General features: G+C 71.4%; 24 protein-coding genes. 14 read left to right on the forward strand and 10 right to left on the reverse strand.

All coding sequences use genetic code 11. The features are described from left to right. Positions 1-8: 8 nt before the first annotated feature. Both ASG48_RS01175 and ASG48_RS01180 read right to left on the reverse strand, forming a co-directional pair. On the reverse strand, positions 9-866 hold the full coding sequence (locus tag ASG48_RS01175) for a DUF1499 domain-containing protein (protein WP_055844034.1): 858 nt from the start codon (positions 864-866) through the stop codon (positions 9-11). Positions 867-963: 97 nt separating this feature from the next. Then, positions 964-2,592 (reverse strand): long-chain-fatty-acid--CoA ligase, encoded by a 1,629-nt coding sequence (locus ASG48_RS01180; RefSeq protein WP_055844036.1) that lies wholly within the window; start codon positions 2,590-2,592, stop codon positions 964-966. Positions 2,593-2,793: 201 nt separating this feature from the next. Between ASG48_RS01180 and ASG48_RS01185 the strand changes: the two genes are divergently transcribed. Then, positions 2,794-3,195, forward strand: coding sequence for a hypothetical protein (locus ASG48_RS01185; protein ID WP_055844038.1), 402 nt, complete (start codon positions 2,794-2,796; stop codon positions 3,193-3,195). A 615-nt stretch (positions 3,196-3,810) separates the two neighbouring features. After that, positions 3,811-4,623: a UDP-2,3-diacylglucosamine diphosphatase gene (locus ASG48_RS01190; protein ID WP_244486679.1), complete on the forward strand. Its 813-nt coding sequence runs from the start codon at positions 3,811-3,813 to the stop codon at positions 4,621-4,623. A 23-nt stretch (positions 4,624-4,646) separates the two neighbouring features. Here ASG48_RS01190 and ASG48_RS01195 read toward each other — a convergent pair whose 3' ends face one another. Next, entirely contained in the window at positions 4,647-5,813 is a 1,167-nt protein-coding gene (locus tag ASG48_RS01195; protein ID WP_055844040.1) for a M20 aminoacylase family protein, read from the reverse strand. Between the two features lie 180 nt (positions 5,814-5,993). Here ASG48_RS01195 and ASG48_RS01200 point away from each other — a divergent pair, with 180 nt between their 5' ends. Next, positions 5,994-7,445, forward strand: coding sequence for a serine hydrolase (locus ASG48_RS01200; RefSeq protein ID WP_244486680.1), 1,452 nt, complete (start codon positions 5,994-5,996; stop codon positions 7,443-7,445). Next, the gene (locus tag ASG48_RS01205; RefSeq protein ID WP_055844042.1) at positions 7,442-8,560 is read left to right on the forward strand and encodes a GTP-binding protein; all 1,119 of its coding nucleotides are present in this window, start codon (positions 7,442-7,444) and stop codon (positions 8,558-8,560) included. Before ASG48_RS01200 ends, ASG48_RS01205 begins: the two co-directional genes overlap by 4 nt. On the opposite strand, the gene ASG48_RS01210 is transcribed toward ASG48_RS01205, so the two are convergent. Next, entirely contained in the window at positions 8,545-8,778 is a 234-nt protein-coding gene (locus ASG48_RS01210) for a sulfurtransferase TusA family protein (protein ID WP_055844045.1), read from the reverse strand. The genes ASG48_RS01205 and ASG48_RS01210 overlap by 16 nt on opposite strands. A 113-nt stretch (positions 8,779-8,891) precedes the next feature. Between ASG48_RS01210 and ASG48_RS01215 the strand changes: the two genes are divergently transcribed. Both ASG48_RS01215 and ASG48_RS01220 read left to right on the forward strand, forming a co-directional pair. Continuing rightward, on the forward strand, positions 8,892-9,440 hold the full coding sequence (locus ASG48_RS01215) for a DUF924 family protein (RefSeq protein ID WP_055844047.1): 549 nt from the start codon (positions 8,892-8,894) through the stop codon (positions 9,438-9,440). A gap of 211 nt (positions 9,441-9,651) precedes the next feature. Beyond that, complete coding sequence (locus ASG48_RS01220; RefSeq protein WP_055844048.1) at positions 9,652-10,932, forward strand: GNAT family N-acetyltransferase; 1,281 nt, start codon at positions 9,652-9,654, stop codon at positions 10,930-10,932. Here ASG48_RS01220 and ASG48_RS01225 read toward each other — a convergent pair. Both ASG48_RS01225 and ASG48_RS01230 read right to left on the reverse strand, forming a co-directional pair. Continuing rightward, positions 10,929-12,632 (reverse strand): AMP-binding protein, encoded by a 1,704-nt coding sequence (locus ASG48_RS01225; protein WP_082529155.1) that lies wholly within the window; start codon positions 12,630-12,632, stop codon positions 10,929-10,931. The genes ASG48_RS01220 and ASG48_RS01225 overlap by 4 nt on opposite strands. A gap of 61 nt (positions 12,633-12,693) precedes the next feature. Continuing rightward, entirely contained in the window at positions 12,694-13,299 is a 606-nt protein-coding gene (locus ASG48_RS01230; RefSeq protein WP_055844050.1) for a LysE/ArgO family amino acid transporter, read from the reverse strand. Positions 13,300-13,395: 96 nt separating this feature from the next. Here ASG48_RS01230 and ASG48_RS01235 point away from each other — a divergent pair, with 96 nt between their 5' ends. Next, complete coding sequence (locus ASG48_RS01235) at positions 13,396-14,277, forward strand: LysR family transcriptional regulator ArgP (RefSeq protein WP_055844052.1); 882 nt, start codon at positions 13,396-13,398, stop codon at positions 14,275-14,277. Positions 14,278-14,296: 19 nt separating this feature from the next. Here the strand turns inward: ASG48_RS01235 and ASG48_RS01240 are convergent, their stop codons facing one another. The 3 genes from ASG48_RS01240 to ASG48_RS01250 are packed head-to-tail and all read right to left on the reverse strand — an operon-like array spanning position 14,297 to position 16,079. Continuing rightward, positions 14,297-15,367, reverse strand: coding sequence for a 5-(carboxyamino)imidazole ribonucleotide synthase (locus ASG48_RS01240; protein ID WP_055844054.1), 1,071 nt, complete (start codon positions 15,365-15,367; stop codon positions 14,297-14,299). A gap of 8 nt (positions 15,368-15,375) precedes the next feature. Further along, complete coding sequence (gene purE / locus ASG48_RS01245; protein WP_055845317.1) at positions 15,376-15,840, reverse strand: 5-(carboxyamino)imidazole ribonucleotide mutase; 465 nt, start codon at positions 15,838-15,840, stop codon at positions 15,376-15,378. A 35-nt stretch (positions 15,841-15,875) separates the two neighbouring features. Then, positions 15,876-16,079: a YdcH family protein gene (locus ASG48_RS01250; RefSeq protein ID WP_055844055.1), complete on the reverse strand. Its 204-nt coding sequence runs from the start codon at positions 16,077-16,079 to the stop codon at positions 15,876-15,878. Positions 16,080-16,300: 221 nt separating this feature from the next. Here ASG48_RS01250 and ASG48_RS17775 point away from each other — a divergent pair, with 221 nt between their 5' ends. Continuing rightward, positions 16,301-16,477 (forward strand): YdcH family protein, encoded by a 177-nt coding sequence (locus tag ASG48_RS17775; protein ID WP_082529156.1) that lies wholly within the window; start codon positions 16,301-16,303, stop codon positions 16,475-16,477. A gap of 168 nt (positions 16,478-16,645) precedes the next feature. On the opposite strand, the gene ASG48_RS01255 is transcribed toward ASG48_RS17775, so the two are convergent. Further along, positions 16,646-18,277 carry an acyl-CoA synthetase gene (locus ASG48_RS01255; RefSeq protein WP_055844057.1) on the reverse strand — a complete coding sequence of 544 codons (1,632 nt, stop codon included), beginning with the start codon at positions 18,275-18,277 and terminating at the stop codon, positions 16,646-16,648. Positions 18,278-18,509: 232 nt separating this feature from the next. On the opposite strand from ASG48_RS01255, the gene ASG48_RS01260 reads away from it, so the two are divergent. The 6 genes from ASG48_RS01260 (at position 18,510) to ASG48_RS01285 (ending at position 24,186) form a co-directional block, all read left to right on the forward strand. Next, the gene (locus ASG48_RS01260; protein WP_055844059.1) at positions 18,510-19,172 is read left to right on the forward strand and encodes a thiamine phosphate synthase; all 663 of its coding nucleotides are present in this window, start codon (positions 18,510-18,512) and stop codon (positions 19,170-19,172) included. Beyond that, positions 19,169-20,188 (forward strand): tetratricopeptide repeat protein, encoded by a 1,020-nt coding sequence (locus ASG48_RS01265; protein ID WP_055844061.1) that lies wholly within the window; start codon positions 19,169-19,171, stop codon positions 20,186-20,188. Before ASG48_RS01260 ends, ASG48_RS01265 begins: the two co-directional genes overlap by 4 nt. Positions 20,189-20,389: 201 nt before the next feature. Continuing rightward, positions 20,390-20,953, forward strand: a complete 564-nt coding sequence (gene efp / locus ASG48_RS01270) for an elongation factor P (protein WP_055844063.1) — start codon at positions 20,390-20,392, stop codon at positions 20,951-20,953. 124 nt (positions 20,954-21,077) lie between these two features. Next, a complete protein-coding gene (locus ASG48_RS01275) occupies positions 21,078-21,896 on the forward strand; it encodes an inositol monophosphatase family protein (protein ID WP_055844069.1) in 819 nt (272 codons plus the stop codon). A gap of 205 nt (positions 21,897-22,101) precedes the next feature. Then, the gene (locus ASG48_RS01280) at positions 22,102-23,154 is read left to right on the forward strand and encodes a MotA/TolQ/ExbB proton channel family protein (protein ID WP_055844072.1); all 1,053 of its coding nucleotides are present in this window, start codon (positions 22,102-22,104) and stop codon (positions 23,152-23,154) included. A 3-nt stretch (positions 23,155-23,157) separates the two neighbouring features. Further along, on the forward strand, positions 23,158-24,186 hold the full coding sequence (locus ASG48_RS01285) for a peptidoglycan -binding protein (protein WP_055844075.1): 1,029 nt from the start codon (positions 23,158-23,160) through the stop codon (positions 24,184-24,186). The last annotated feature ends 39 nt before the right edge of the window (positions 24,187-24,225 follow it).

Raw genomic sequence — 24,225 nt, forward strand, 5'->3', positions numbered from 1 at the left:
AGCGGGTCTCAGTCGCCGGTCGGCACTGTCTCCAGCGTCGTCACCGCCTCGTCCAGCCGGGCGAGAAAGCCCTCGATGAAGCGGCGGTTCTGGCCGAAGTCGAGATCGAGGCCACGCGAGGCGGAGGAGAGATCCACGAAGGTCTCGCCGCCCTCCTGCAGGATGCGGATCGTCACGTCGCTCGGCAGCGCGAAGAGCAGGTCGCGCGCCACGGCTTCGATGCGGTAGGCTGTGGAATCGGGGCGCTCCAGCGGGTCGGCGCCGGCGCGCGCGTCGATCGCCGCGCGCGGCGTCGGCAGCGGGATCGCCACCGTGCCGCTCACGCCGAGATCGCCGCCAGCGAGCGCGTCGGGTGCCTCGCTCTCGCGCGTCGCCACCTCCTCGACGGCCCAGCCCGTGCCCTTCAGGGCGACGCGGGCGGCCGCGTAGACGTCCGGCGCCGCCGCGCTGAAGCGGCGGCCGGAGACGAGCGCTGCGTCGGACGGCGCGGCGGCGAAGCCCTCAGTCTGCGCGCTCGCCACCGGCGGGTTGACGCTGGCGAGCCAGCCGGCGAGGCCGAAGGGCAGGAGGGCGAGAAGCGACAGGACGAGGGCGCCGAGCGCCGCGCCCGCGCCGAGCGCGCCGGTGAACCAGGCGCGAACGAGACCGCCGAGCGCGACCAGCGCGGCGAGCGCGGCGATGCCTCCCGCCAGCACCAGCGCCCAGACCAGAGGCCGCGCCTCCAGGATGCCGAGCCGGAAGGAGAGGATGGCGACGAGGATGAGGAGAAGGGCGAAGACCGCCCCCGCCCGCGCCGGCCGCGCGAGGCCGAGGCGGCCGCGCAGGTAGTGGCCGGTGCCGGGAAGTCTGAGGGAGGCGGGTTTCATGGGGAACCTGACGAGAGTGCTCCGCCCTTCATAGCGCGGCGGCGCCCGTCGCTCCACCGCCGCGCCGCGCGAAGGCTCCCGTCGGGCGCCCGACCCGTCAGGCCGTCGGCAGGCGGAAGTCGGCGAACTGCTCGCGCAGCGTCGTCTTCTTGATCTTGCCGGTCGCCGTATGGGGGATTTCCTCCACGAAGGCCACGTCGTCGGGCATCCACCATTTGGCGACCTTGCCCTCCATGAAGGCGAGGATCTCCGCCTTGGTCGGCGAGCGGCCCTCCTTGGGCACCACGACGAGCAGCGGGCGCTCGTCCCATTTGGGATGGGCGAGCCCGATCACGGCCGCCTCCGCGACGTCGGGATGGCCGACCGCGATGTTCTCGAGATCGATGGAGGAGATCCACTCGCCGCCCGACTTGATGACGTCCTTGGAGCGGTCGGTGATCTGCAGGTAGCCGTGCGGGTCGATATGGGCGACGTCGCCCGTGTCGAACCAGCCCTCGGCGTCGAACATCTCCGCGCCGATGCCCTTGTAGTAGGATTTCGCCACGGACGGCCCGCGCACCTTCAGGCGCCCGAAGGTCGCCCCGTCCCACGGGCGCTCCACGCCCTCGTCGTCCGTCACCTTCATCTCCACGCCGAAGGGCGGGTGGCCCTGCGTCTCCTCGATGTCGAGCAGCGCCTCGCCGGTGAGGTCGGCATATTCGGGCTTGATGGTGCAGAGCGTGCCGAGCGGGCTCATCTCGGTCATGCCCCAGGCGTGGATGACCTTCACGCCGTAATTGTCCTGGAACTTCTGGGTGACGACGCGCGGGCAGGCCGCCCCGCCGATCACGACCTTTTCGAGGTCCGGCAGGTCGCCGCCCTCCTTTTCCAGATGCTGCAGCAGCATCAGCCAGACGGTGGGGACGGCGGCCGAGAAGGTCACCTTCTCGCTGCGCAGGAGCTCGTAGACCGAGGCCCCGTCCATCCGCGCGCCCGGCATCACGAGCCCGGCCCCGATCATCGGCGCGGTGAAGGCGAGGCCCCAGCCATTGGCGTGGAAGAGCGGCACGATGGGCAGGATGCGGTCGCGCGAGGAGACGCCCATCGCGTCGGCCTGCAGCGCCATCATCGAATGAAGGAGGTTGGAACGGTGGCTGTAGAGGACGCCCTTCGGGTTGCCCGTCGTGCCCGACGTGTAGCAGATTCCCGCCGCCGTCGTTTCCTCGAAGCTCTTCCAGGCGAAGTCCTCGTCGGCCTCCGCCAGCCATTCCTCGTAGGGCACGGCGCCGGCAAGGCTGGTCTGCGGCATGTGGGCGGCATCGGTCAGGACGACGATCCGCTTCAGGCTCGGCACCTGCGTCGCGAGCTTCTCGACCAGCGGCAGGAAGGTGAGATCGACAAAGAGGAGGCGGTCCTCCGCGTCGTTCATGATCCAGGCGATCTGTTCGGGAAAGAGCCGCGGGTTCAGCGTGTGGTAGATCGCGCCGATGCCGGTGATGCCGTACCAGCATTCCAGGTGTCGCCAGGTGTTCCAGGCCATGGTCGCCACGCGGTCGCCGAGCACGATGCCCTCCGCCTCCAGGCGCTTGGCGATGCGCAGCGCGCGCCCGCGGACCTCCCGGTAGTTGGTGCGGTGGATCGGCCCCTCGACCGAGCGCGAGACGACCTCGCGCCGGGGATGGTAGGCGCTCGCATGGTCGATGACCTTCGAGCACAGAAGCGGCCAGTCCTGCATCAGTCCTTGCATGCACGTCCTCCCGAATGGTCTGCCTGTCCTGCCGCGTCTCCCTGCGCGTCGGCCGCAATGTCGGGGTCTGCGACCGCTTTGTCCAGCAAGAGCGCGGGCGGCGCGCCGGGCGTTTTCGCGACACCTTGTGTAGAACTTGCCACAGTTCGGCCTCTTGAGCCGGGAATGCTGGCCTTTGCGACGGATTTTCGGGGGACGGGCATGCGGATCGAGGAACGGAACGGCGCGGCGCACCATGCCGGCGGCGCCTTGGAAGCGGTGGAGTTCGAACTCGCGCTCGACCTGCACGACCCGCAGGAGCAGGGTTTCGAGGACTGCGTGCGCCAGGCGGCGAGCGTGATCGGCGGCGAGATCCTCTTCGACATGCCGGCCGACGGCTCCATCGAGGACGCCTCGCGCATCGCCGCGATCCGCATCCCCGGCGGCGCGCGCGAGCGTATCGTCTTCGCCGTTCTCGACGCCGAGGGCGTCACGATCCGGGTGCCCGAGCGCCAGGAGGTCGGCGAGCGCTTCTACGGCTTCGCCAGGGCCTTCGTCGGCGTCCTCACCCGCATCCGCGACGACCTCTCCTTCGCCAGGTCCCCGGCCGAAGGCAGCGCCTGAGCGGCGGCGTCCGCCGATCGCCGAAGGCCCGCCTCGCGCCAAGGCCGGCGAGGCGCCCGAGCGCGCGGCCGGCCCGCCCATAAGCCGTTTGAATTACGAGTGAAATGGTGTCCACGGAGGGATTCGAACCCCCGACCCCAGGATTCATACCACTTCGGCTTTCGCCGCCGCCCTCGAGCGTTCGTGGTCTGGACTGTCCCTTCGCCATCGGTCCGAAGACCCTTAGGCGTCGCCCGTCCAGTCTCTACACCTTCCGGCCGAAGGGCCGGCTTGGCTCGGGATCGGCATGCCGGTCGATCCGGCGAAGCTTTCCCCGACTTTGAGCGAATCCGCTGCGCGGTTTCCCCTCGCAGCGCCCAATTTCCTAGGAATCCTGTGCTCTATCCTGCTGAGCTACGTGGACATGCCATGTCGTGCGCCCGGCGCGCGGCCGGACGGGGTTTGCCTAGCGGTTAATCCGTGCCGGTTCAAGAGCTGTGCCGGGGGCGGCGGGGCGGCCGACGGGGGCCGCGGATCTTGGCGCCGCTCTGGCTGGCGGCTCGCCCCGCGTGTATCGTCGCCCCCGTGAATCGCTCCCTCTCCCAGCCTCGCGCGGACGAAACCGCAACGCTGCGCGTGCGCACGCTCTTCCTCTCGGACCTGCATCTGGGATCGCGGGCCGCTCAGGCGGGCCGCTTATGCGCCTTTCTCGACGCCTGCGAGGCGGAGACGATCTACCTCGTCGGGGACGTGGTGGACGAATGGCGCCTGCGCCGCCGCTGGCACTGGCCGGACGAGCATCACGGCGTGACCGAGCGGCTTCTCGCGCGCGCCTTGTCCGGGCGCCGGGTCGTCTATTTGCCGGGCAATCACGACAGTTTCCTGCGGGCGCTGCCGCTGCCCCATCGCCTCGGTTCCGTCGAGGTGCGGAACGAGGCGGTGCACGAGACCGCGGACGGCCGGCGCCTCCTCGTGCTGCACGGCGACGCCTTCGACTGGATCGTGACGCGCGCGCCGATGCTCGCCCATGTCGGCGACCGCCTCTACGATCTGGCGCTCTATCTCGGCCGGGCGGCGCGGCGGCGGCGCGGCGACAGGCCGCCGCGCTTCTCGCTGGCGGCGGCGGCCGCGCAGGTCGTGCGGCGCCTGGCCGGCCAGCACGAGGGCTTTCCGGCGGCGCTCGCCCGCGCGGCGCGGGAGAAGGGCTGCGACGGCGTCGTCTGCGGCCATCTCCACGTCGCCGGCATCCAGGACGAGGACGGCGTCGACTACATCAATTGCGGCGACTGGATCGAGAACGCCACCGCCGTCGTCGAACGCCATGACGGGCGGCTGGAACTCCTGCGCTGGACGGGCGCGGGCCTGGAGCATGTCGCGGAGGCCGGCGCCCACCGGCGCATCAGCGCGCCCGTCGAACGCGGCGAGGCGCTGGCGCCGGCGGGTGCCTAGCGGGAACGGGAAGGGCGTGCCCGTCAGGCCGCGAGCGCGCGCTCGGCGAGGCGCAGCCAGAAGGACGAGCCGTAGGCGATCGCCTCGTCGCTGAAATCGTAGGTCGGCGAGTGGAGGTTCGCGGTCGCCCCGTTGCCGACGAAGATGTAGGCGCCGGGCACCGCCTCCAGCATGTAGGAGAAGTCCTCGCCCGCCATCAGCGGCGCGGCCGCCCGGTTGACCGCGGCCTCGCCGACGATCTCGGCGGCGACATCCGCGCAGATGTCCGTCTCGCGCCCGTGATTGAAGGTGACGGGATAGTTGCGGTCGTAGTCCACCGCGATGCGCGCGCCGTGCGCGGCGCCGATGCCCGCGGCGATCTCGCGGATGCGGCGCTCGGCAAGTTCCCGCATCTCGGCCGAGAGCGAGCGGACCGTGCCCGAGACGATGGCTGTGTCGGGAATGATGTTGTGGGCGAAGCCCGCATGGAACTGCGTCACCGAGACGACCAGCGAGAGGAGCGGGTCGGCGCTGCGGGAAACGATGCCCTGCAGGGCGGAGACCAGCGCGGCGCCCGTCACGATCGGGTCCACCGTCTGGTGGGGCAGGGCGGCATGGCCGCCGCGCCCGCCGATGGTCAGCGCGAACTCGTCCGTCGAGGCCATGATGGGCCCGTGTTTCATGGCGAAACGGCCGACCGGCAGGCCCGGCAGATTGTGCATGCCGTAGACCGACGAGAGCGGGGCGATGGAGAGGAGCCCGTCGTCGAGCATGGCCTTGGCCCCGGCCCCGCCTTCCTCGGCGGGCTGGAAGATCAGCGCCACCGTGCCCTCGAAGGCGCGCGTCTCGCAGAGCGCGCGCGCGGCGCCCAGCAGCATGGCCGTGTGCCCGTCATGGCCGCAGGCATGCATGGCGCCGGCCCGCGTCGAGGCGTGGGGCGCGCCCGTCTCCTCCACGATCGGCAGCGCGTCCATGTCGGCGCGGAACCCGACGACCCGTCCGCCCGCGCCCGTGCGCCCGTGCACGAGGCCGACGACGCCGGTGCGCCCGATCCCCGTCGTCACCGCATCGCAGCCGAAGTCCCGAAGCTTGGCCGCCACGAAGGCGGCCGTGTCGTGCACCTCGTAGAGGATCTCCGGGTTGGCGTGGAGATGGCGACGCCAGCCGGCGATCTCGTCCTGCGCGTCGGCGATGCGGTTGTTCAGGGGCATGCTGATCCTTCCGGACTCATCTTCTGGTGACGCTGATCGCCAAAACGCGGGCCTACGGTTGCCTGGCGCCCGCGGCGTGCCATCCTGACGACACAGCCGCCCTATATCGGCCTCAGACCTTAATGTCCCGCGCCCGCCCGGGCGCCGCGAGCCTGAACGTATTCGACGAAGGAATCCAGCGTGAAGACGTCCGTTTTCACTTGTCCGCGCCTTGCCGCCTTCGGGCTCGGCCTCGTGCTGTGCCTGAACGGTGCGGCCCGCGCGGAAAGCTCCATCGCGGTGGATGTCGCGACCGGCAAGGTGCTCGCGCAGGACAACGCGACGGAGCGCCGCTACCCCGCCTCCACCACCAAGCTGATGACCGCCTATGTCGCGCTGAAGGCGCTGAAGGACGGCCGCGCCGCGCTCGACACGCCGGTGATCGTCACGCGAAGGGCCGCCGCCGAGCCGCCGAGCAAGATGGGCTTCAAGCCGGGCTCGGTCGTGCGGCTCGACGTCGCGCTGCGCATGATGCTCGTCAAGAGCGCCAACGACATCGCCTTCGCCATCGGCCAGACGCTCGGCAACGGTTCGATCGAGGCCTTCGTCGCCGAGATGAACGCCACCGCCGCCTCGCTCGGCATGGCCGACACGCATTTCGTCAACGCCAACGGCCTGCCGGGCGAGGGCCAGTATTCGAGCGCCAAGGATCTGGCCATCCTCGGCCTCGCCATCCGCCGCGACCATCCCGCCTTCACCGACTATTTCGGCACCGAGGCGATCCGCACCGGCGCGGCCACGATGGAGAACGGCAACAAGCTCCTCGGCCGCTACGACGGCGCGGACGGCATGAAGACCGGCTATATCTGCGCCTCCGGCTTCAACCTCGTCTCCTCGGCCACGCGGGGCGGGCGCACGATCGTCGCCGTGGTGCTGGGCGCCGACGGGCCGATCACCCGCGAGCGCGAATCGGCCGCCATCCTGGAGGCCGGTTTCAAGACCGATCCCGCCACCGTCTCCACGCTCGTCACCGCCCTGCCGCGCTCGGCCGGGGCGCCGATCGACATTTCCGAGACGATCTGCTCCTCGCAGGGGCGCACGGCCCGCGCCAACGAGCGGCAGGAGGAGACGGCCCGCGAGGAGACCTTCGGCTCGCCCTTCCTGCACGATCTCAAGCGCCCGCCCGTCGCCGTGCCCGTGGCGCTCGGGGGCGCGGCCGGCAACGCGCTGGTGGAGCCCGGCGTGACCGTGATCGCCGCCTACGGCATTCCGATCCCGACGCCCCGCCCCGCCGATCTCGGCCTGCCGGCCCCGGCCGTGCCCGAGACGGCCGCCGTCGAGGGCGCGCCGCTGGAAGGCGATCCGGTGCCGACCGGGCCGGTGGCGACCGCGCCGGGCGCTTCGAACGGGGAATCGCCCGAGACCGCTCCGCCGGCCGTCGACGCGCCGGCGACGCCCGCCGCCCGGCGCGCGCTCGGCGAGGGCGCGCAGAACGTCCCCCCGCGCCCGGCCCGGGACGGCTCGCCCCGCACGGCGCAGAAGTCCGCCCGGCTCGGCTTCACGCCGGAGGAGGCGACGGGAGACGGGGCGGCGCGCGACGCCCTGGCCGACATCGCCGCGCGCGAGGGCGCCGCGGACGAGGCGGTGCGATGAGCGGCGCGGCTCGCGGCCCCATCGCGCTGACGCTGCTGACGGGCTTCCTCGGCGCCGGCAAGACGACGGTCCTCAACCGCCTCCTGCGCGAGCCGGGGCTCACCGACACCGCCGTCGTCGTCAACGAGTTCGGCGCGGTCGGCATCGACCATCTCCTGGTGGAGGCGCAGGCCCGCGAGGGCGTCGTGGAGCTTTCCGACGGCTGCCTCTGCTGCACGGTGCGCGGCGAACTCGTGGACACGCTGCTCGAGCTCGCCGAGGCCGCCGGGAGCCGGCCGCTGGCGCGCGTCGTGGTCGAGACGACGGGCCTTGCCGATCCCGCCCCGATCCTCGCCGCGCTGATGGCCCATCCGGCGCTGCGCGACGCCTATGCGCTCGACGGGGTCTTGACGGTGGTGGACGCGCTGGCGGGCGCCGACAATCTCGACCAGCGCGTCGAGGCGCGCCGGCAGGTGGCGGTGGCCGATCGCATCCTCCTCACCAAGACGGACCTCGCGTCGCCGCAGGCCGCGCGGGCCCTGCGCCGGGCCGTGGCGGCGCTGAACCCGGCCGCCGCGCTTCTCGAGCCCGGCGCGGCGCCGCTCGCCCCGCAGATCCTCGATTGCGGCCTCGTCGACCGCCGCAGCCGGACGGCCGACATCGCCCGCTGGATGGGCGAGGATACCGCGAAGGGCTGCGACGCCTGCGCCGAGGCCGGCCACGACCATCACGATCACGACCATCACCCCCACGCCCATGGCGACGTCGCCTCGATGGCGCTGGTGCGCGACGAGCCGGTCGAGGCCGGTGACATCGCCGCCTTTCTCGATCTTCTGGGCGCCCTGCACGGCGCGCGCATCCTGCGCATGAAGGCGATCGTCCATTGCCGCGAGGCGCCCGAGCGCCCGCTCGCCCTGCACGGCGTGCGCGGCTACCTGCATCCGCCCGTGCGCCTGCCGGCCTGGCCGGCCGGCAGCGCCCGCCGAACGCGCCTCGTCCTCATCGGCGAGGGGCTCGACGAGCGCGTGGTGCGCGACCTCTTCGCCGCCTTCACCGGCGGCATCGCGCCGGACGCGCCGGACCGGCGCGCGCTTTCCGACAACCCGCTCGCGGTGCCCGGCTACTCCTTCGGCTGATCGCCGCGCTCGATGGCGAAGCGAAAGGCCGCGCCCGTCCTCTCGCTGGAGAGAAGGCGGTGGCCCTCGCTCGCACACAGATGGGGGATGTCGAGACCGGCGAGCGGATCGTCGGCGAGGACGACCAGCTGCTCGCCCGGCGCGAGCCCCAGGAGCCGCTTGCGCGTCTTCAGGGCGGGCAGGGGGCATTTCAGCCCGCGAAGGTCGATTTCGTTCACTGGCTACGCTTCCGGTCCGGGCCGGTCCTTCCTATCTTGGGACCTGCCTGTGCTGCAACGCACGCGGCCCGCGACATCGCGGCCGGTTTCATCGAGAGCGTATCGGACCGTCCATGAGCCCCTTCTCCATCGACCCGCAGACCATCGTCGACTTCTGGCGCGAAGCCGGGCCGGAGCGCTGGTTCGTGAAGGACTCGGAGTTCGACGAGACGATCCGCCAGCGCTTCGGGGACCTCTACGAGCGCGCCGCCGCCGGGGACCTCGACGACTGGGCCGAGGAGCCGACCGGCGCGCTGGCGCTCGTCCTCCTGCTCGACCAGTTCCCGCGCAATCTCTTCCGCGGCAGTCCGCAGGCCTTCGCGACGGACGGGAAGGCCCTGTCCATCGCCAAGGCGGCGCTGGAGCGGGGGGATGCCACGACGGTCGGCGAGGACGTGAACCAGTTCCTGGCCATGCCGCTCATGCATTCGGAGGACGCGGTCGACCAGGAGTCCTGCGTCGCCTGGATGCGCGAGATCGGCGAGGAGAACCTGTCCTTCGCGGAGGAGCATCGCGACATCGTCGCAAGGTTCGGCCGCTTTCCCCATCGCAACGCGGTGCTCGGGCGCGAGACGACGCCGGAGGAAGCCGCCTTCCTCGCCGAGGGCGGCTTTTCCGGCTGAGACGGCGCCAATTCACCGCCACGCCATGACGCTTCGTTGACGCTGTCGACGGAAGTCGAGGGCGCTCGCGCCGAGGTGAACGCCTCGCGCGTCCGTCGCCCCCCTGCCTTCGCCGCTTCTTAAAGGGTCCCTTGCTAATCCTTCGTCCCGAAGCGCGGATCTTTCGGGGCTGCCGTCCGGCACTCGCGGAGCCGCTCCGGAAAGAGCGACGATGACGGCTTGGCGCAGCAGGGACGAGACGATCGAGGCGGGCGCGCTGGTCGCGCCGTCGATCCTCGCCGAAACGCTGCGCCGCTCCGTCGACAGCGCCGAGCTGGAGGTCAGCACGACGCATGGCGCGCAGGCGCGGCGCTTCTCCGTCTACGCGCCCATGGCGGCCTTCGACCTCGTCGAGGAGCTGACGCATCTCTCCGCGCGCTCGATCGACCGCAACGTCTTCTTCGCCCCGCAATTCCTGGTGCCGGCCATGCCCCGGCTCGACGAACGGCGCGTGCGCCTTCTCGTCCTGCGCGACGAGGCGCGGGGCCGCAGCCGGCTGCGCCTTCTCATGCCCTATTCGGTGGAGGGCGCCGGCCCGTTCGGCCGCCTCTCCATGCTGCGGGCCTGGTCGCATCCGTTCGGGCCCCTCGGCACGCTGCCCATCGACGGCGACGATCCGGCGGGGACGCTGAAGGACTTCCTGGCGACGCTCGCCGACCCCGACCTCTCGCTCGCCCCCCATCTCGTCCTGCCGGACCTTCGCATCGACGGGCCGATGGCGCAGACGCTGCTGACGGTCGCACGCGAGGCCGGCCTGCCGGTGGCGGTCGTCAACGCCTTCGACCGCGCCGCGCTCATCGCCGATGCCGGCGGGGAGGCCGTGAAGGGCGCGCTCTCGTCGCGCCGGCGCCGCGAGCTGCGGCGTCAGTGGCGCCGCCTCTCGGCCTTCGGCGCGGTGTCGGTGGAGGTGGCGCGCGAGCCCGCCGCCGTGCGCCTCGCGCTGGAAGACTTCCTGATGCTGGAGGCGAGCGGCTGGAAGGGGCGCCAGCGCTCGGCCCTGACCGACGACCGCTACCGCGCCGCCTTCGCGCGCGAGGCCGTGCACGGGCTCGCCGAGCGCGGCGGCGTGCGCATCTTCACCTTGCGCGTCGGCACGAGGCCCGCCGCCAGCCTCGTCACCTTCATCGAGGGCTGCGAGGCCTTCGCCTGGAAGACGGCCTACGACGAGGACTTCGCCTTCGCCTCGCCCGGACAGCAGGTCATGGCGGAGGCGACGCGCGTCTTCCTCGCCGATCCCTCGATCCAGCGGGTGGATTCCTGCGCGGCGCCCGACCATTTCGTCATGAACCGCTTCTGGAAGGACCGGGTGCGCATCGCCACCGTCGTCGTCGGCCTGCGGCCGGGCCGCGAGGCCGATGTCGAGGCGATCGGCCGGCTGCTGGTGCGCCGCCGGCGGCGCGCCAATCTCTGGCGCCTCGCCCGCAAGCGCCTTCGGGCGCTGCTTCCTCTCTAGCGGAGCGCCGCGTCCTCGGCCTCGCGCCGGGCCTCTTCGCGCAACGTCCGCCGCACGATCTTGCCCGAGGTCGTCAAGGGCAGGGCGTCCAGGAACGCGATCTCGCGCGGATATTCGTGCGCCGAGAGCCGCTCGCGCACGAAGCGCTTGAGGTTTTCCGCCAGCGCCGCGTCGGCAATCGTGCCCTCCATGGGGACGACATAGGCCTTCACGATCTCGGTGCGCACCGGGTCGGGCTTGCCGACGACGGCGGCGAGCTGCACGGCCGGGTGGGCCATCAGGCAGTCTTCCACCTCGCCGGGGCCGATGCGGTAGCCGGCGGAGGTGATGAGATCGTCATCGCGCCCGACGAACCGCACGTCGCCCTCGGCGTTCATCACGGCCTGGTCGCCGGTCATCAGCCAGTCGCCGCGGAACTTGTCGGCGCTGGCCTGCGGATCGTCGAGATAGCCGAGGAACATCACGGGGTCGGGGCGCCGGATCGCGATCGTGCCGGTCTCGCCAGGGGGCAGCACGTCCCCGTCCGGCGAGACGATGGCGACCTCGTGGCCGGGCACAGCCCGCCCCGTCCAGCCGGGCCGCGACACGCCATAGGCGGCCGAGGAGCCGAGCACCATGTTGCATTCGGTCTGGCCGTAGAACTCGTTGACGCTGGCGCGCAGCGCCTCGCTCGCCCAGGTCTGCGTGGCCGCCGGCAGCGTCTCGCCGGCCGAGCCGACGGTGCGCAGGTCGATCGCGGCGAGCGCCTCCGGATTCGCCGCGCCCTTCAGCATGCGCAGCGCCGTCGCCGGCAGGAAGGCGTTGCGCACCTTCTGCCGCGCCATCAGCTCGAAGGCCGCGCCCGCCTCGAAGCGGGCCCGCGTGAAGACCACGGGCACGCCGAGCGCCAGCGAGGGCAGGAGCGCGTTGAGGAGGCCGCCGGCCCAGGCCCAGTCGGACGGCGTCCACAGCCGGTCGCGCGCCTGCGGAAAGTCCTCGTGGTGGAAGCGCAGGCCCGGCAGGTGGCCGAGGAGGACCCGGTGCCCGTGCAGCGCGCCCTTCGGCGGGCCAGTCGTGCCGGAGGTGAAGATGAGGAGGGCCGGATCGTCGGGCGAGGTCTCGGCCATGGGCGCCTCGCGGCCGCGGCCGTCGCGCTCCACCGCCTCGAAGGCCTCGATGCCCGCACCCGCCCCGTCCACCGCGACGATGCCCGTCAGCGCCGGCAGCGGGGTCGAGACGGCCGAGAGAGTGGCAAGGCCCTCCGCGTCGGTGACGACGAGGGCGGCGCCCGAGCGGGCGAGGCGGAAGCCGAGCGCGTCGGGGCCGAAGCGCAGCGCGAGCGGCACGGCGACGGCGCCCAGACGATAGACCGCGAGATGGGCGATGGCCGCCTCGAAGCTCTGCGGAAGCACGATCGCCACGCGGCTGCCGCGCGTCGCGCCGCGCCGCGCCAGACCCGCCGCCAGATCGCGCGAGCGCTGCGCCAGCGTGCCGTAGGTCATGGAGAGCGATGGCTCGGCGCCCCGGTCCTCGATGAGGCAGAGGCGTTCGGGCTGCACCGCCGCATAGGCGTCGGCGCAGGCCGCCGCGATGTTGTAGCGCTCCGGCAGGTCCCAGCGGAAGGCCTGGCGCAGGGTCCGGTAGCGGCGGTCGGCGGGCGCGGAAGCACCCGGTTCGGCGGTCGTTTCCGGGGCGGGGGAGGGCGTCTCAAGGTCGAGCATGCGATCAGTCTAGCGCCGATCGCGCCCGCCGCCAGAGGTTTCTTGTGCAGTGCAGCAAATTTCATCCGCCGGTGAGGAGCCGCAGCGCGATCGCCGCCATCACGAGCGCGATCGCGCCGTCGAGCACGCGCCAGGCGGCAGGCCTTCCGAAGAGCGGGCGCAGGAAGCGCGCGCCGTAGCCGAGCGAGAAGAAGAAGGCGAAGGACGCCGCCATCGCGCCGAGGGCGAAGGCCGTCTCGCGCCCCGGATACTGGCGCGCGACGGACCCGACGAGGAGCACCGTGTCGAGATAGACATGCGGGTTGAGAAGGGTGAAGGCGAGACAGGACAGGAGCGTGGCGCGAAGGCTTGGCGGCGTCGCCCCCGTCGCGGCGAGGCTGGCGCCGCCGCGCCAGGCCGCGCGCGCGCTGCGCAGCGCATAGGCGACGAGAAAGGCCGCGCCGCCGTAGCGCAAGACGGGTTCGAGCGCCGGCAGGGCGGCGGTCGCCACGCCGAGGCCGGCCACGCCGAAGGCGATCAGCACCGCGTCGCAGACCGCGCAGGTGAGGCAGACGGCGAAGACGTGCCGCCCCGCCAGACCCTGCCGCAGGACGAAGGCGTTCTGCGCGCCGATGGCGACGATAAGGCCGAGGCCGAGGAGAAAGCCGGACAGGGCGGCGTCGGTCATGGGGCGATCTCCGGTTCGTCGGGCGTCGTTGACTAGCGGAGGGAGGCGGCCTTAGTGAAATTCATAATCTTGAGCTCGATTAAGAAAAACTGATCCATGCTGGACTACGCCCATCTGGCGGCGGTCGCCGCCGTGCTCTCGGCCGGCAGTTTCGAGAGGGCGGCGGCCGCCCTCGGCATCACGCCCTCGGCGGTCTCCCAGCGCGTCAAGCTTCTGGAGGAGCGGCTCGGCACCGTCCTCATCGTGCGCGGCGTGCCCTGCCGGGCCACCGAGGCGGGGCTGCGCCTGGCGCGCCATGTCGAGGCCGTGGGGCTTCTGGAGCGCGACCTCGGCGCCGATCTCGGCCTGTCCGGTCCGGGCGACAGCGCGGCGATGCTGCGCATCGCGGTGAACGCCGACAGTCTTGCGACGTGGTTCGTGGACGCGATGGCGCGCTGCGAGGGCTTTCTGTTCGAACTCGTGCTGGACGACCAGGACCACAGCGCCGAGAGGCTGCGGCGCGGCGAGGTCTGCGCGGCCGTCTCCGCGCTCGCCGGCGGCGTGCAGGGCTGCTCCAGCCGGCCGCTCGGGGCCCTGCGCTACCGCGCCACCGCGAGCCCCGCCTTCCTCGCCCGCTGGTTCGCCGATGGCGTGAGCGCCCAGACGCTCGGCCGCGCGCCCTCGCTGCGCTTCGATGCCAAGGACGAATTGCAGGCGCGCTGGATGGAGACGATCGTCGGCGCCGCGCCGCCGGTGCCCTGCCATCGCCTGCCCTCGAGCCGCGCCTTTCTGGATGGCGCGCGGGCCGGCCTCGGCTGGGGGATGAATCCGCACTGCCTCGTGGCGGAGGATCTGGCGCGCGGGCGCCTCGTCGAGCTCGTGCCCGGCCGCCCGCTCGACGTCGCGCTCCACTGGCACGTGTCGCGGATCGTGGAGCCGGCGCTGCGGTCGGTGACGGCCGCCGTCATCGCCGCCGCCGGGCGGTCGCTCCTGCGCTGACGTCTCGCGCGCGCCGATGTCAGCCGTGCCTGGAGAGGCGGGTGAAATGGCCCATCTTGCGGCCCGGCCGGGCCTCGGCCTTGCCGTAGAGGTGGAGGACGGTCTCGGGTTCGGACAGGAGCGCCTGGACCCGCGAGATCTCCGAGCCGATGAGGTTCTCCATCGAGGCGTCGCTGTGGCGGCGCGGATCGCCGAGCGGGGCTCCGACGACGGCGCGCACATGCTGCTCGAACTGCGAGACGGCGCAGGCCGCCTCGGTCCAGTGGCCGGAATTGTGCACGCGCGGCGCGATCTCGTTGACGATGACGGCGCCCGTCTCCAGCACGAAGAACTCGACCCCGACGACGCCGACATAGGCGAGGCGTTCGAGGATGGTCGTCGTCACCGAAAAGACCTGCCGGCGCGTGTCGGCGTCGATCCGGCCGGGCACGCAGGAGCGGCGCAGGATGCCGAGCGAGTGCATGTTCTCCGCCGGGTCGAAGCAGCGCACCGTGCCGTCGGTGCCGCGCGCGGCCACCACCGAACATTCGAAGGCGAAGGGCACCTTCTTCTCGAGGATGGAGGGCACGGAGCCGAGGCTCTCGAAGGCGCCCTCGAACGGGCCCTCGCGCCGGATCGTCGCCTGACCCTTGCCGTCGTAGCCGAAACGGCGCGTCTTCAGGATGCAGTCGCCGTCGAGATCGACGAGCGCGTGGCCGATCTCCTCCACGCGGTCCACCGCGCGCCAGAGCGCGGTCTCGACCCCGATCCCGTTGAGGAAGGCCTTCTCCACCACGCGGTCCTGCGCGACCTCCAGCGCCTCGGCAGGTGGGTAGAGCGGGGCGTCGGCCCTGGCCGCGGCGCGCACGGGCTCGACCGGCACGTTCTCGAACTCGTAGGTCACGACATCGGCCCGGGCGAAGAGCGCGGCGAGCGCGGCCGCGTCGTCATAGGCGGCGACGATGCAGTCGTTGGCGACCTGCGCGGCCGGGCAGGCGGCGTCGGGATCGAGCACGATGGTGCGATAGCCGAGGCGCGCGGCGGCCATGGCGAGCATGCGCGCGAGCTGGCCGCCGCCCAGGATGCCGATCGTCGAATCGGATGCGAGCATGGGGCGGCTCAGGCCTCGTCGACCGGGGTGAGGGCGACGCTGTCGGTCTGCGCGGCGCGATAGGCGTCGAGCCGTTCGGCGAGCGCCTCGTCGCCGAGCGCGAGCACAGCCGCCGCCAGGAGCGCGGCGTTGACGGCGCCGGCGCGCCCGATCGCCAGCGTGCCGACGGGAATGCCGGCGGGCATCTGCACGATGGACAGGAGGCTGTCCTTGCCCGACAGGGCCTTCGATTCCACCGGCACGCCGAAGACGGGAAGCGGGGTGAGGGAGGCGGCCATGCCCGGCAGATGGGCCGCGCCGCCCGCGCCCGCGATCACGATCTTGAACCCTTCGGCCTTGGCGCCGCGGGCGAAGTCGAACAGGCGCTCGGGCGTGCGATGGGCCGAGACGATGCGCGCCTCGTGGGCGATGGCGAGCCTGTCGAGCGTCTCGGCCGCATGGCGCATCACCGGCCAGTCCGACTGGCTGCCCATGATGATGGCGACGGGCGGGCGGGTCTTCGCCGCGCTCACGCGATGATGTCCGGGATGAGCTTGTCCTCCACGTCCTGGAGGCGGTCCTTGATGGCGAGCTTCTTCTTCTTCATGCGCTGCACCGCGAGCCGATCGCAGCCGGTCGCCTCCATCGCGTTCACGGCCATGTCGAAATCGGCATGTTCCTGCCTGAGCCGCGCGAGCTGGAGGCGAAGCTCCGCCTGTTCCTGATCCGCCATTCGCATCGTGTCGCACTGTCTCCCGCGCATCGGACTGGATCGGCGAATCGCGTCCGCCGCAGGGCCGGCCGCACGTCGCGCGCGAAGCTTAGCAAAGCCGCCCGTCCGGCGATACGCCAAGCTTTTGCCGTTCGACAGTCCGACGGTTTTGTGACACGCTCGACGGGCCCATGTCACGGTTTCCGTGAGGCTTCCGTGACGAAACCATGAAGGGAGAAGCCATGTCCTTGGATAACCATCTCGCCGTCCTGGAGCAGCGTCACACGGTGCTGGATCAGGAGATTTCGGCTGCGCTGGCGTCTAAGCCGGCCATGTCCGACATCGAGCTGAAGGAGATGAAGCTGAAGAAGCTGCATCTGAAGGAAGAGATCGAGCGTCTGAGAACATCGCGTAACTAATCGTGGCGTAGACTGGCATGCCCGGGCGCGGTGTACCGCCGCGTCCGGTTCGAGACCGCAGGCCCCGCGCGTCGCGCCGGGCCGAGCCGAGGGGGCCGGGATGGCCGTCTCGCCGACCCGCCCGCCGCAGCGCCCCGCCCGGCCGCGAACGGCCGGCCCCGCTTCGCTTCAGCCCGCCATCTTGCGCAGGACGTATTTCTGGATCTTGCCCGTCGAGGTCTTCGGGATCTCCGAGAAGCGGATCTCCTTGGGGCATTTGAAGCGCGCCAGCTTCGTGCGGCAATGCTCCATCAGCTCCGCCTCGCTCGCCGTGCGGCCGGGCTTCAGCTCCACGAAGGCGAGCGGCGTCTCGCCCCATTTCTCGTCCGGCTTGGCGACGACGGCGGCCGAGGCCACGGCCGGGTGCTCGTAGAGCGCGTTCTCCACCTCGATGGACGAGATGTTCTCGCCGCCGGAGATGATGATGTCCTTGGCGCGGTCCTTCAGCTCGATATAGCCGTCCTCGTGCAGCACGCCGAGATCGCCGGAGTGGAACCAGCCGCCGGCGAAGGCCTCCGCGCTCGCCTCCGGGTTCTTCAGATAGCCGCGCATCACGATATTGCCGCGGAACATCACCTCGCCGATCGTCTCGCCGTCGGCCGGCACGCTCTCCATCGTCTTGGGATCGCGCACCGAAAGGGCCTCGAGCGCGGTGTAGCGCACGCCCTGGCGCGCCGTCTGGGCGGCGCGCGCGGCCGGCTCCAGCGCGTTCCACGCCGCCTTCCACTCGTTGACGACGGCCGGACCGTAGGTCTCCGTCAGCCCGTAGAGATGGGTCACCTCGAAGCCGGCCTCGCGCATGCCGGCGAGCACGGACTGCGGCGGCGGGGCGGCGGCGGTGTTGAAGGTGACGGTCTGCGTGAAGGGGCGCTTCTCGGCCTCCGGCGCGTTGACGAGCGTGGCCATCACGATCGGCGCGCCGCACAGATGCGTCACCCCGTGGTCGGCGATCGCGTCGTACATGGCCTTGGCGCGCACCCAGCGCAGGCACACATGCGTGCCCGCCTGCACCGAGAGCGTCCAGGGGAAGCACCAGCCGTTGCAGTGGAACATCGGCAGCGTCCAGAGATAGACCGGGTGGCGGCCCATCTGCGCGGCGACGACATTGGCGTATCCCATCAGCGCGGCGCCGCGATGGTGGTAGACGACGCCCTTCGGGTTGCCCGTCGTGCCCGACGTGTAGTTCAGCGAGATCGCGTCCCACTCGTCCCGCGGCATGGTCCAGGCGAAGTCGGGATCGCCGGAGGAAACGAGCGCCTCGTAGTCGAGCGTGCCGATGCGCGCACCCTTGGCGGCCGGCGCGTCCAGCGGAAATTCCGGGTCGTCGTAATCGACGACGAGGAGGCGCGCGCCGAGCTTGTCCAGCGCCTGTGCCATCACGGCGGAGAACTCGCGGTCGACGATGACGACCTTCGCCTCCGAGTGGCGCAGCTGGAAGGCGATGATCTCCGCGTCGAGCCGGGTGTTGATCGAGAGGAGCACCGCGCCCAGCATCGGCACGCCGTGATGGGCCTCCAGCATGGCGGGCGTGTTGGACAGCATGACCGCCACCGTCTCGCCGCGCGCCACGCCGTGCGCCGAAAGCGCCGAGGCGAGCGCCCGCGAGCGGCGGTAGAAGGCGGCATAGGTCAGGCGCTGCGCGCCGTGGATCACCGCGACATGGTCGGGGAAGACGGCGGCGGCGCGCTCCAGATGCGTCAGCGGCGTCAGCGGCTGGTAGTTCGCCGCGTTGCGGTCGAGATGCTCGTCGTAGATGCCCATGCTGCCCTCCCCGGTGCCGGCCGTCCGCTCGTCCCATAAGCGATCGCGAAAGCCTCTGCCAGAGCGCGGACGGGGAAGGGGCGAGCGGTCCGAAACCCGCCGCAAAGCACCGCTACCCCGCATCGCCGACGCCCGGCGCGCCGACGCCTGTTCCACAGCGCCCGCGCGATGGGCTATGCAGGTTCGAAACGCCGGCACGTCGCCGCCCCGAACGATCAAGGCCCCCGCCGCAATGGCCCCCATTCCCGAAGACTACATCCGCCCCCGGCTCGTGCTCGTGACGACGCCGCTCGCCGACGGGGACGCCGCCGAGCGGCTGCGCGCGGCGCTGTCGGGCGGCGACGTCGCCTCGGTCCTCATCGACCGCGCCGGCCGCGAGGACGCCGCCTTCCAGGATCTGGCCGAGACGCTCGTGCCGATCGTGCAGGAGGCGGGGGCGGCGGCGATCGTCGTCGACGATTCCCGCTGCGCCGGCCGCGTCCGGGCCGACGGGCTGCATCTGACGGGCGGCGACATCGAGGCGCTCGCCGAGAGCGTCGAGCGCTATGCGCCCAAGCTCATCGTCGGCGGTTCGGGCTTCGAGACGCGCCACGACGCGCTGGAGGCGGGCGAGAAGCTGCCCGACTACATCCTCTTCGGCCGCCTCGCCGCCGACGTCGCCGACGAGCCGCACCGCAAGGATCTGGCCATGGCGCAATGGTGGGCGACCATCGTGGAGATTCCCTGCATCGTGCTCGGCGGGCGCTCTCTGGAGAGCCTGCCCCTGGCCATCGAGACGGGCGCCGAGTTCATCGCGCTCTCGGCCGCCGTCTTCGAGGAGGGCGCCGACCCGGCCGAGCGCGTCGCCGCCGCCAACGCCGCCTTCGACGCGGACGCGGCGAGGACCGCGGCGTGAGCCGGGCGGCCCGCGCGGGCGCCGCCCTTGCGGCCGCCCTCGGTCTCCTCTCGGCCCTCCCGGCCCTCGCCGCAGGGCCAAGCGCCGATCTGCCCGCCGAGGTCCTGAAGGACGGCGTCAAGGGTCCGGTCCTGCCGGTGCCCTCGGCCGCCGCCGAAGACGCGGCCAAGGCGCCCGCCAAGGCGCCGACGGGGAGCGATCTCGCCTACGGGGCCTTCCAGCGCGGCTTCTACATCACCGCCGAGCGCCTCGCCGAGCCGCTCGCCAATCTCGGCGACCCCGCCGCGCAGACGCTTCTGGGCGAGATCTATTCGCGCGGCCTCGGCATGCCGCAGGACCTGTCGAAGGCGGCGCACTGGTACGAGGCGGCGGCCGCCTCGGGCAGCGCCGAGGGGCAGTTCCGCTACGCCATGATGCTCCTCGACGGCACGGCCGTCGGCCAGGACGTGGCCAAGGCGCGCGACCTGATGAAGGCGGCGGCCGATGCCGGCCTGCCGCTCGCCGAGTACAATTTCGCGCAGATGCTCATCCAGGCGTCCCCGGCCAGCGGCTTCGAGGAGGCGCGGACCTATTTCCAGCGCGCCGCCGAGGCGGGCGTCTCGGACGCGCAATACGCCATGGCCCAGCTCTTCATCTACGGGCGCGGGGGCGCGGCGGACCTTGCCAAGGCGCGCGGCTGGCTGCGCGCGGCCTCCATCAACGGTCACGAGACCGCGCAGATCGAGTACGGGATCTGGCTCATCAACGGCAAGGGCGGCGAGGCGCGCCCGAAGGACGGGTTCCTGTTCCTGCGCCGGGCGGCCGAACTCGGCAATCCGATCGCCATCAACCGCATCGCCCATCTCTACAAGGACGGCATCGGCACCGCGCCGGACGCGGTGGCCGCCGCCAAATGGGCGGTCCTCGCCAAGCGCGTGGAGAACACCGACCCGACGCTCGACGACTTCTTCCGCGGGCTCGACCCGGCCGCCCAGAAGGCCGCGCTCGAGGCCGCCAACCGCTTCCGATCGAGCTGACTGGCGCGTCTCGCGGCGAGACGTGAGGCGGGGCGGGCGCCCGTCAGGCTTGAACGGGGCGCGTCTTTATGGTGATAAGCCCAGGAATTCGACAGATGCCGCCGACGGCCGTGCGCGCCGGAGCCCCACCCCGCAAGGGGAGGGCGATGCGGTTTTGCCCCACCGTGTCCGCTGTGCCGGCGCAGATTTGAGAAGACGAGCATGAAGATCAACGGCAACGAAATCCGTCCCGGCAACGTCATCGAGCACGACGGCGGCATCTGGGTCGCGGTCAAGACCGCGCATGTCAAGCCCGGCAAGGGCGGCGCCTTCGCGCAGGTCGAGCTGAAGAACCTCATCAACGGCACCAAGCTCAACGAGCGCTTCCGCGCCTCCGAGACCGTCGAGCGCATCCGCCTCGAGCAGAAGGACTACCAGTTCCTCTATATCGAGGGCGAGAAGCTGGTCTTCATGGACACCGAGACCTACGAGCAGCTCGAGCTGCAGAAGGACTTCGTCGGCGACCGCGCCGCCTTCCTGCAGGACGGCATGATGGTGACGGTGGAGAGCCACGAGGAGCGCCCGATCGGCATCAAGCTGCCCGACCAGGTCGTGCTCACCATCACCGAGGCCGACCCGGTGGTGAAGGGCCAGACGGCGGCCTCCTCCTACAAGCCGGCGATGATGGAGAACGGCGTGCGCGTGATGGTGCCGCCCTTCATCGAGTCGGGCGAGCGCATCCTCGTCGATACGAACGAGATCACCTACCTGCGCCGCGCCGACTGACCGCGCGAGGCAACGCCTTCATCTTACGCGGACCGTTCCGGACGACGCCGGGCGGTCCGCCGTCCGTTAGAGAGCCGCGCGCCCGAGCGGGTGCGCCACGCTCCAGAGAGCTGGGATCAACACCATGGCACGTTCCGCCCTGCTGCATGTGATGACGCAGGCCGCCATGAAGGCCGGCCGCTCCCTCGTGCGCGACTTCGGCGAGGTGCAGAACCTCCAGGTCTCGATGAAGGGACCGGCCGACTTCGTCTCCAATGCCGACCGCCGCGCCGAGGAGATCGTCTTCCAGGAACTGTCGCGCGCCCGGCCCGACTGGGGCTTCCTGATGGAGGAGCGCGGCGTCGTCGAGGGCAAGGATCCGCAGCACCGCTGGATCGTCGACCCGCTCGACGGCACCACCAACTTCCTTCACGGCATCCCGATGTTCTCGGTCTCCATCGCGCTGGAGCGCGAGGGGCAGATCGTGGCCGGCGTGGTCCTGAACCCGGCGATGGACGAGCTCTTCGTCGCCGAGAAGGGCGGCGGCGCCTTCGTCAACGACCGCCGCCTGCGCGTCGCCGCGCGCAAGACCCTGCCCGAGGCCGTCATCGCCTGCGGCGTGCCCTTCCTCGGCCATGGCGACCATCCGCAGTTCCTGCATGAGCTGCGCGGCATGATGGGCGAGGTGGCGGGCCTGCGCCGCATGGGCGCGGCCTCGCTCGACCTCGCCTATGTCGCCGCCGGTCGGTTCGACGGCTACTGGGAGCGCCACATCCAGCCCTGGGACATCGCGGCCGGCGCCATCCTCGTGCGCGAGGCCGGCGGCTTCCTGTCGGGCGTCGACGGCTCGAAGTTCGACCACGCGGCGGGACATCTGGCCTGCGGCAACGAGGCGATCCACAAGGCGCTCGTGGGCGAGCTCGAGGGCGCGCGCCGCTCTCGCGAGGCGCTGCGGGCCGGTTGAGCCGCGCCGCGCCGCCCGCCTCGTCACGGATGCGCCCGGGGCCTTCGGCCGAAAGCCTTTGATTACGCAGCGCCGCCTCTCTATCGTGGCGGCGCGAGGGGTCCGGGAGCACGCTCTTCGCGCGGGGGCGTTCGACGTCCGGCGACGAGAAGCCGGAACCCGCCTCTCGCCTGTCGGCTTCCCCGAGTACGAGTGAGTGGACGCGATGCAGGTCTTCACATCGCCCGACGACAAGATGCAGCGTCCCGAGGCGTTCGATCCGAACCGCCTGTCGAGCCCGCTGGTCTTTCTCTGGTCCATGCTGGTCTTCCTGGCGCTCACCGGTTTCGTGGCGGCCATTCTGGGGCGCCAGGTCAGCGCCGCCTTCACCACCAATCCCGGTCTGAACGGGCTGATCGCCGGGGTGCTCGGCATCGGCATCCTGCTTGCCGTCATCCAGGTCGTGCGCCTGTCGCGCGAGGTGCGCTGGGTGAACGCCTATCGCGACGGCTCGGCCGATTTCGAGCGCATGCGCCCGCCCATCCTGCTCGCGCCCATGCGCGCCCTCATCGGCCGCCGCCGCTCGATCTCGCTCTCCACCCTCTCCATGCGCTCGATCCTCGATTCGATCGCCACGCGCCTCGACGAGACGCGCGACATCTCGCGCTACCTCATCGGCCTTCTCGTCTTCCTCGGGCTTCTCGGCACGTTCTGGGGTCTGCTCGGCACCATCGGCTCGATCAGCACCACGATCCAGACGCTCGATCCGGGCACGGGGGACGCGGCGAGCGTCCTCGACTCGCTCAAGGCCGGCCTTTCCGCCCCGCTCTCGGGCATGGGCACGGCCTTCTCCTCCTCGCTCTTCGGCCTGTCCGGCTCCCTGATCCTCGGCTTCCTCGACCTGCAGCTCGGCCGCGCGCAGAACCGTTTCTACACCGAGCTCGAGAACTGGCTGTCCTCGGTCACCGACGTCGGCTCCGACATGGTCATGCCGCCGGCCGGCTCGCATGGCGGCGTCGCGAATCTGCCGGGCGAGGAGATGCGGCTGATCTCCGAGCGTCTCGGCCGGCTGGTGCAGGACCAGGGCTCCAGCCCGCGCACGAGCGCGGCCATGGCCAGCCTCGCCGAGAGCATCCAGGGCCTCGTCACGCATATGCGCTCGGAGCAGCAGATCCTGCGCGATTTCGTGGAGGCGCAGGCCAGCGAGCAGCGCGAGCTGCGCGGCGTGCTCGACCGCCTCTCCCACCAGATCGGCGACGCGCGCCGCGACGGGCGCTAGGCCGTGGCCCTCTCGCGCAACCGCCGGTCCGAGCGCTCCGTCGACTACTGGCCGGGCTTCGTCGACGCGCTGTCGACGCTCCTCCTCGCCATCATGTTCCTGCTCTCGGTCTTCGTGATCGCGCAGTTCCTGCTCGGGCGCGAACTGTCGGGACGCGACACGGTGCTCGACCGGCTGAACAGCCAGGTCAACGAGCTGACGCAGCTCCTGGCGCTGGAGCGTTCCAGCGCGCAGGACAGTCTCGACCAGATCGCGGACCTGCGCGCCTCGCTCTCGGCCGCCGAGACCGAGCGCTCGCGCCTCTCGCGGGCGCTGGCCTCGGGCGAGGGGAGCGCGGCCGGCGCGGCCGCGCGCGCCGGGTCGCTGGAGGGCGAGCTGCGGCAGGAGCAGGAGGTCTCGAACCGCGCCCGCAGCCAGATCGAACTCCTCAACCAGCAGCTCCAGGCGCTGCGCCAGCAGATCGCCGCCCTGGAAAACGCGCTCGACGCTTCCGAGACGCGCGACGCCGAGAGCCGCACCCAGATCGCCGACCTCGGCAAGCGCCTCAATGTCGCGCTCGCCCAGCGCGTGCAGGAACTGTCGCGCTACCGGTCGGACTTCTTCGGCCGCCTGCGCGAGATCCTGTCGGACCGCGAGAACGTGCGCATCGTCGGCGACCGCTTCGTCTTCCAGTCCGAAGTCCTCTTCGGCTCGGGCTCGGACGTGCTGCAGCCGGCCGGCCTCGACGAGATGACCAAGCTCGCCGAGGCCATCAAGGATCTCGCCCGCGAGATCCCCTCCGACATCAACTGGATCATCCGCGTCGACGGCCACACCGACAACGTGCCCATCACCGGCGGGCGCTTCACCGACAATTGGGAACTCTCCTCCGAGCGCGCCGCCGCCGTCGTGCGCTTCCTCGTGGAGCAGGGCGTGCCCGCCGACCGGCTGGCGGCGACCGGCTTCGGCGAGTTCCAGCCCATCGAGCCCGGCGACGGCGCCGAGGCGCGCGCCCGCAACCGCCGCATCGAGTTCAAGCTGACCGAGCGCTGAGGCGCACCGAGCGCTGAGGCGCGCGGCAGTTGGACGTCG

Origin of the sequence: Aurantimonas sp. Leaf443 (genome assembly GCF_001425575.1) — a bacterium.
Lineage (GTDB): Bacteria > Pseudomonadota > Alphaproteobacteria > Rhizobiales > Rhizobiaceae > Leaf443.

Bases quoted from the DNA above. Each gene is read 5' to 3' on its own strand.
- ASG48_RS01215 (WP_055844047.1), top strand. From the start codon at position 8,892: ATGAGCCCCTTCTCCATCGACCCGCAGACCATCGTCGACTTCTGGCGC.
- ASG48_RS01225 (WP_082529155.1), bottom strand. From the start codon at position 12,632: ATGCTCGACCTTGAGACGCCCTCCCCCGCCCCGGAAACGACCGCCGAA.
- ASG48_RS01275 (WP_055844069.1), top strand. From the start codon at position 21,078: ATGGCACGTTCCGCCCTGCTGCATGTGATGACGCAGGCCGCCATGAAG.
- ASG48_RS01185 (WP_055844038.1), top strand. From the start codon at position 2,794: ATGCGGATCGAGGAACGGAACGGCGCGGCGCACCATGCCGGCGGCGCC.
- efp (WP_055844063.1), top strand. From the start codon at position 20,390: ATGAAGATCAACGGCAACGAAATCCGTCCCGGCAACGTCATCGAGCAC.
- ASG48_RS01250 (WP_055844055.1), bottom strand. From the start codon at position 16,079: ATGGCGGATCAGGAACAGGCGGAGCTTCGCCTCCAGCTCGCGCGGCTC.
- ASG48_RS01240 (WP_055844054.1), bottom strand. From the start codon at position 15,367: ATGCTCGCATCCGATTCGACGATCGGCATCCTGGGCGGCGGCCAGCTC.
- ASG48_RS01195 (WP_055844040.1), bottom strand. From the start codon at position 5,813: ATGCCCCTGAACAACCGCATCGCCGACGCGCAGGACGAGATCGCCGGC.
- ASG48_RS01280 (WP_055844072.1), top strand. From the start codon at position 22,102: ATGCAGGTCTTCACATCGCCCGACGACAAGATGCAGCGTCCCGAGGCG.
- ASG48_RS01220 (WP_055844048.1), top strand. From the start codon at position 9,652: ATGACGGCTTGGCGCAGCAGGGACGAGACGATCGAGGCGGGCGCGCTG.
- ASG48_RS01255 (WP_055844057.1), bottom strand. From the start codon at position 18,277: ATGGGCATCTACGACGAGCATCTCGACCGCAACGCGGCGAACTACCAG.
- ASG48_RS01205 (WP_055844042.1), top strand. From the start codon at position 7,442: ATGAGCGGCGCGGCTCGCGGCCCCATCGCGCTGACGCTGCTGACGGGC.
- ASG48_RS17775 (WP_082529156.1), top strand. From the start codon at position 16,301: ATGTCCTTGGATAACCATCTCGCCGTCCTGGAGCAGCGTCACACGGTG.
- purE (WP_055845317.1), bottom strand. From the start codon at position 15,840: ATGGGCAGCCAGTCGGACTGGCCGGTGATGCGCCATGCGGCCGAGACG.
- ASG48_RS01175 (WP_055844034.1), bottom strand. From the start codon at position 866: ATGAAACCCGCCTCCCTCAGACTTCCCGGCACCGGCCACTACCTGCGC.
- ASG48_RS01230 (WP_055844050.1), bottom strand. From the start codon at position 13,299: ATGACCGACGCCGCCCTGTCCGGCTTTCTCCTCGGCCTCGGCCTTATC.
- ASG48_RS01235 (WP_055844052.1), top strand. From the start codon at position 13,396: ATGCTGGACTACGCCCATCTGGCGGCGGTCGCCGCCGTGCTCTCGGCC.
- ASG48_RS01260 (WP_055844059.1), top strand. From the start codon at position 18,510: ATGGCCCCCATTCCCGAAGACTACATCCGCCCCCGGCTCGTGCTCGTG.
- ASG48_RS01180 (WP_055844036.1), bottom strand. From the start codon at position 2,592: ATGCAAGGACTGATGCAGGACTGGCCGCTTCTGTGCTCGAAGGTCATC.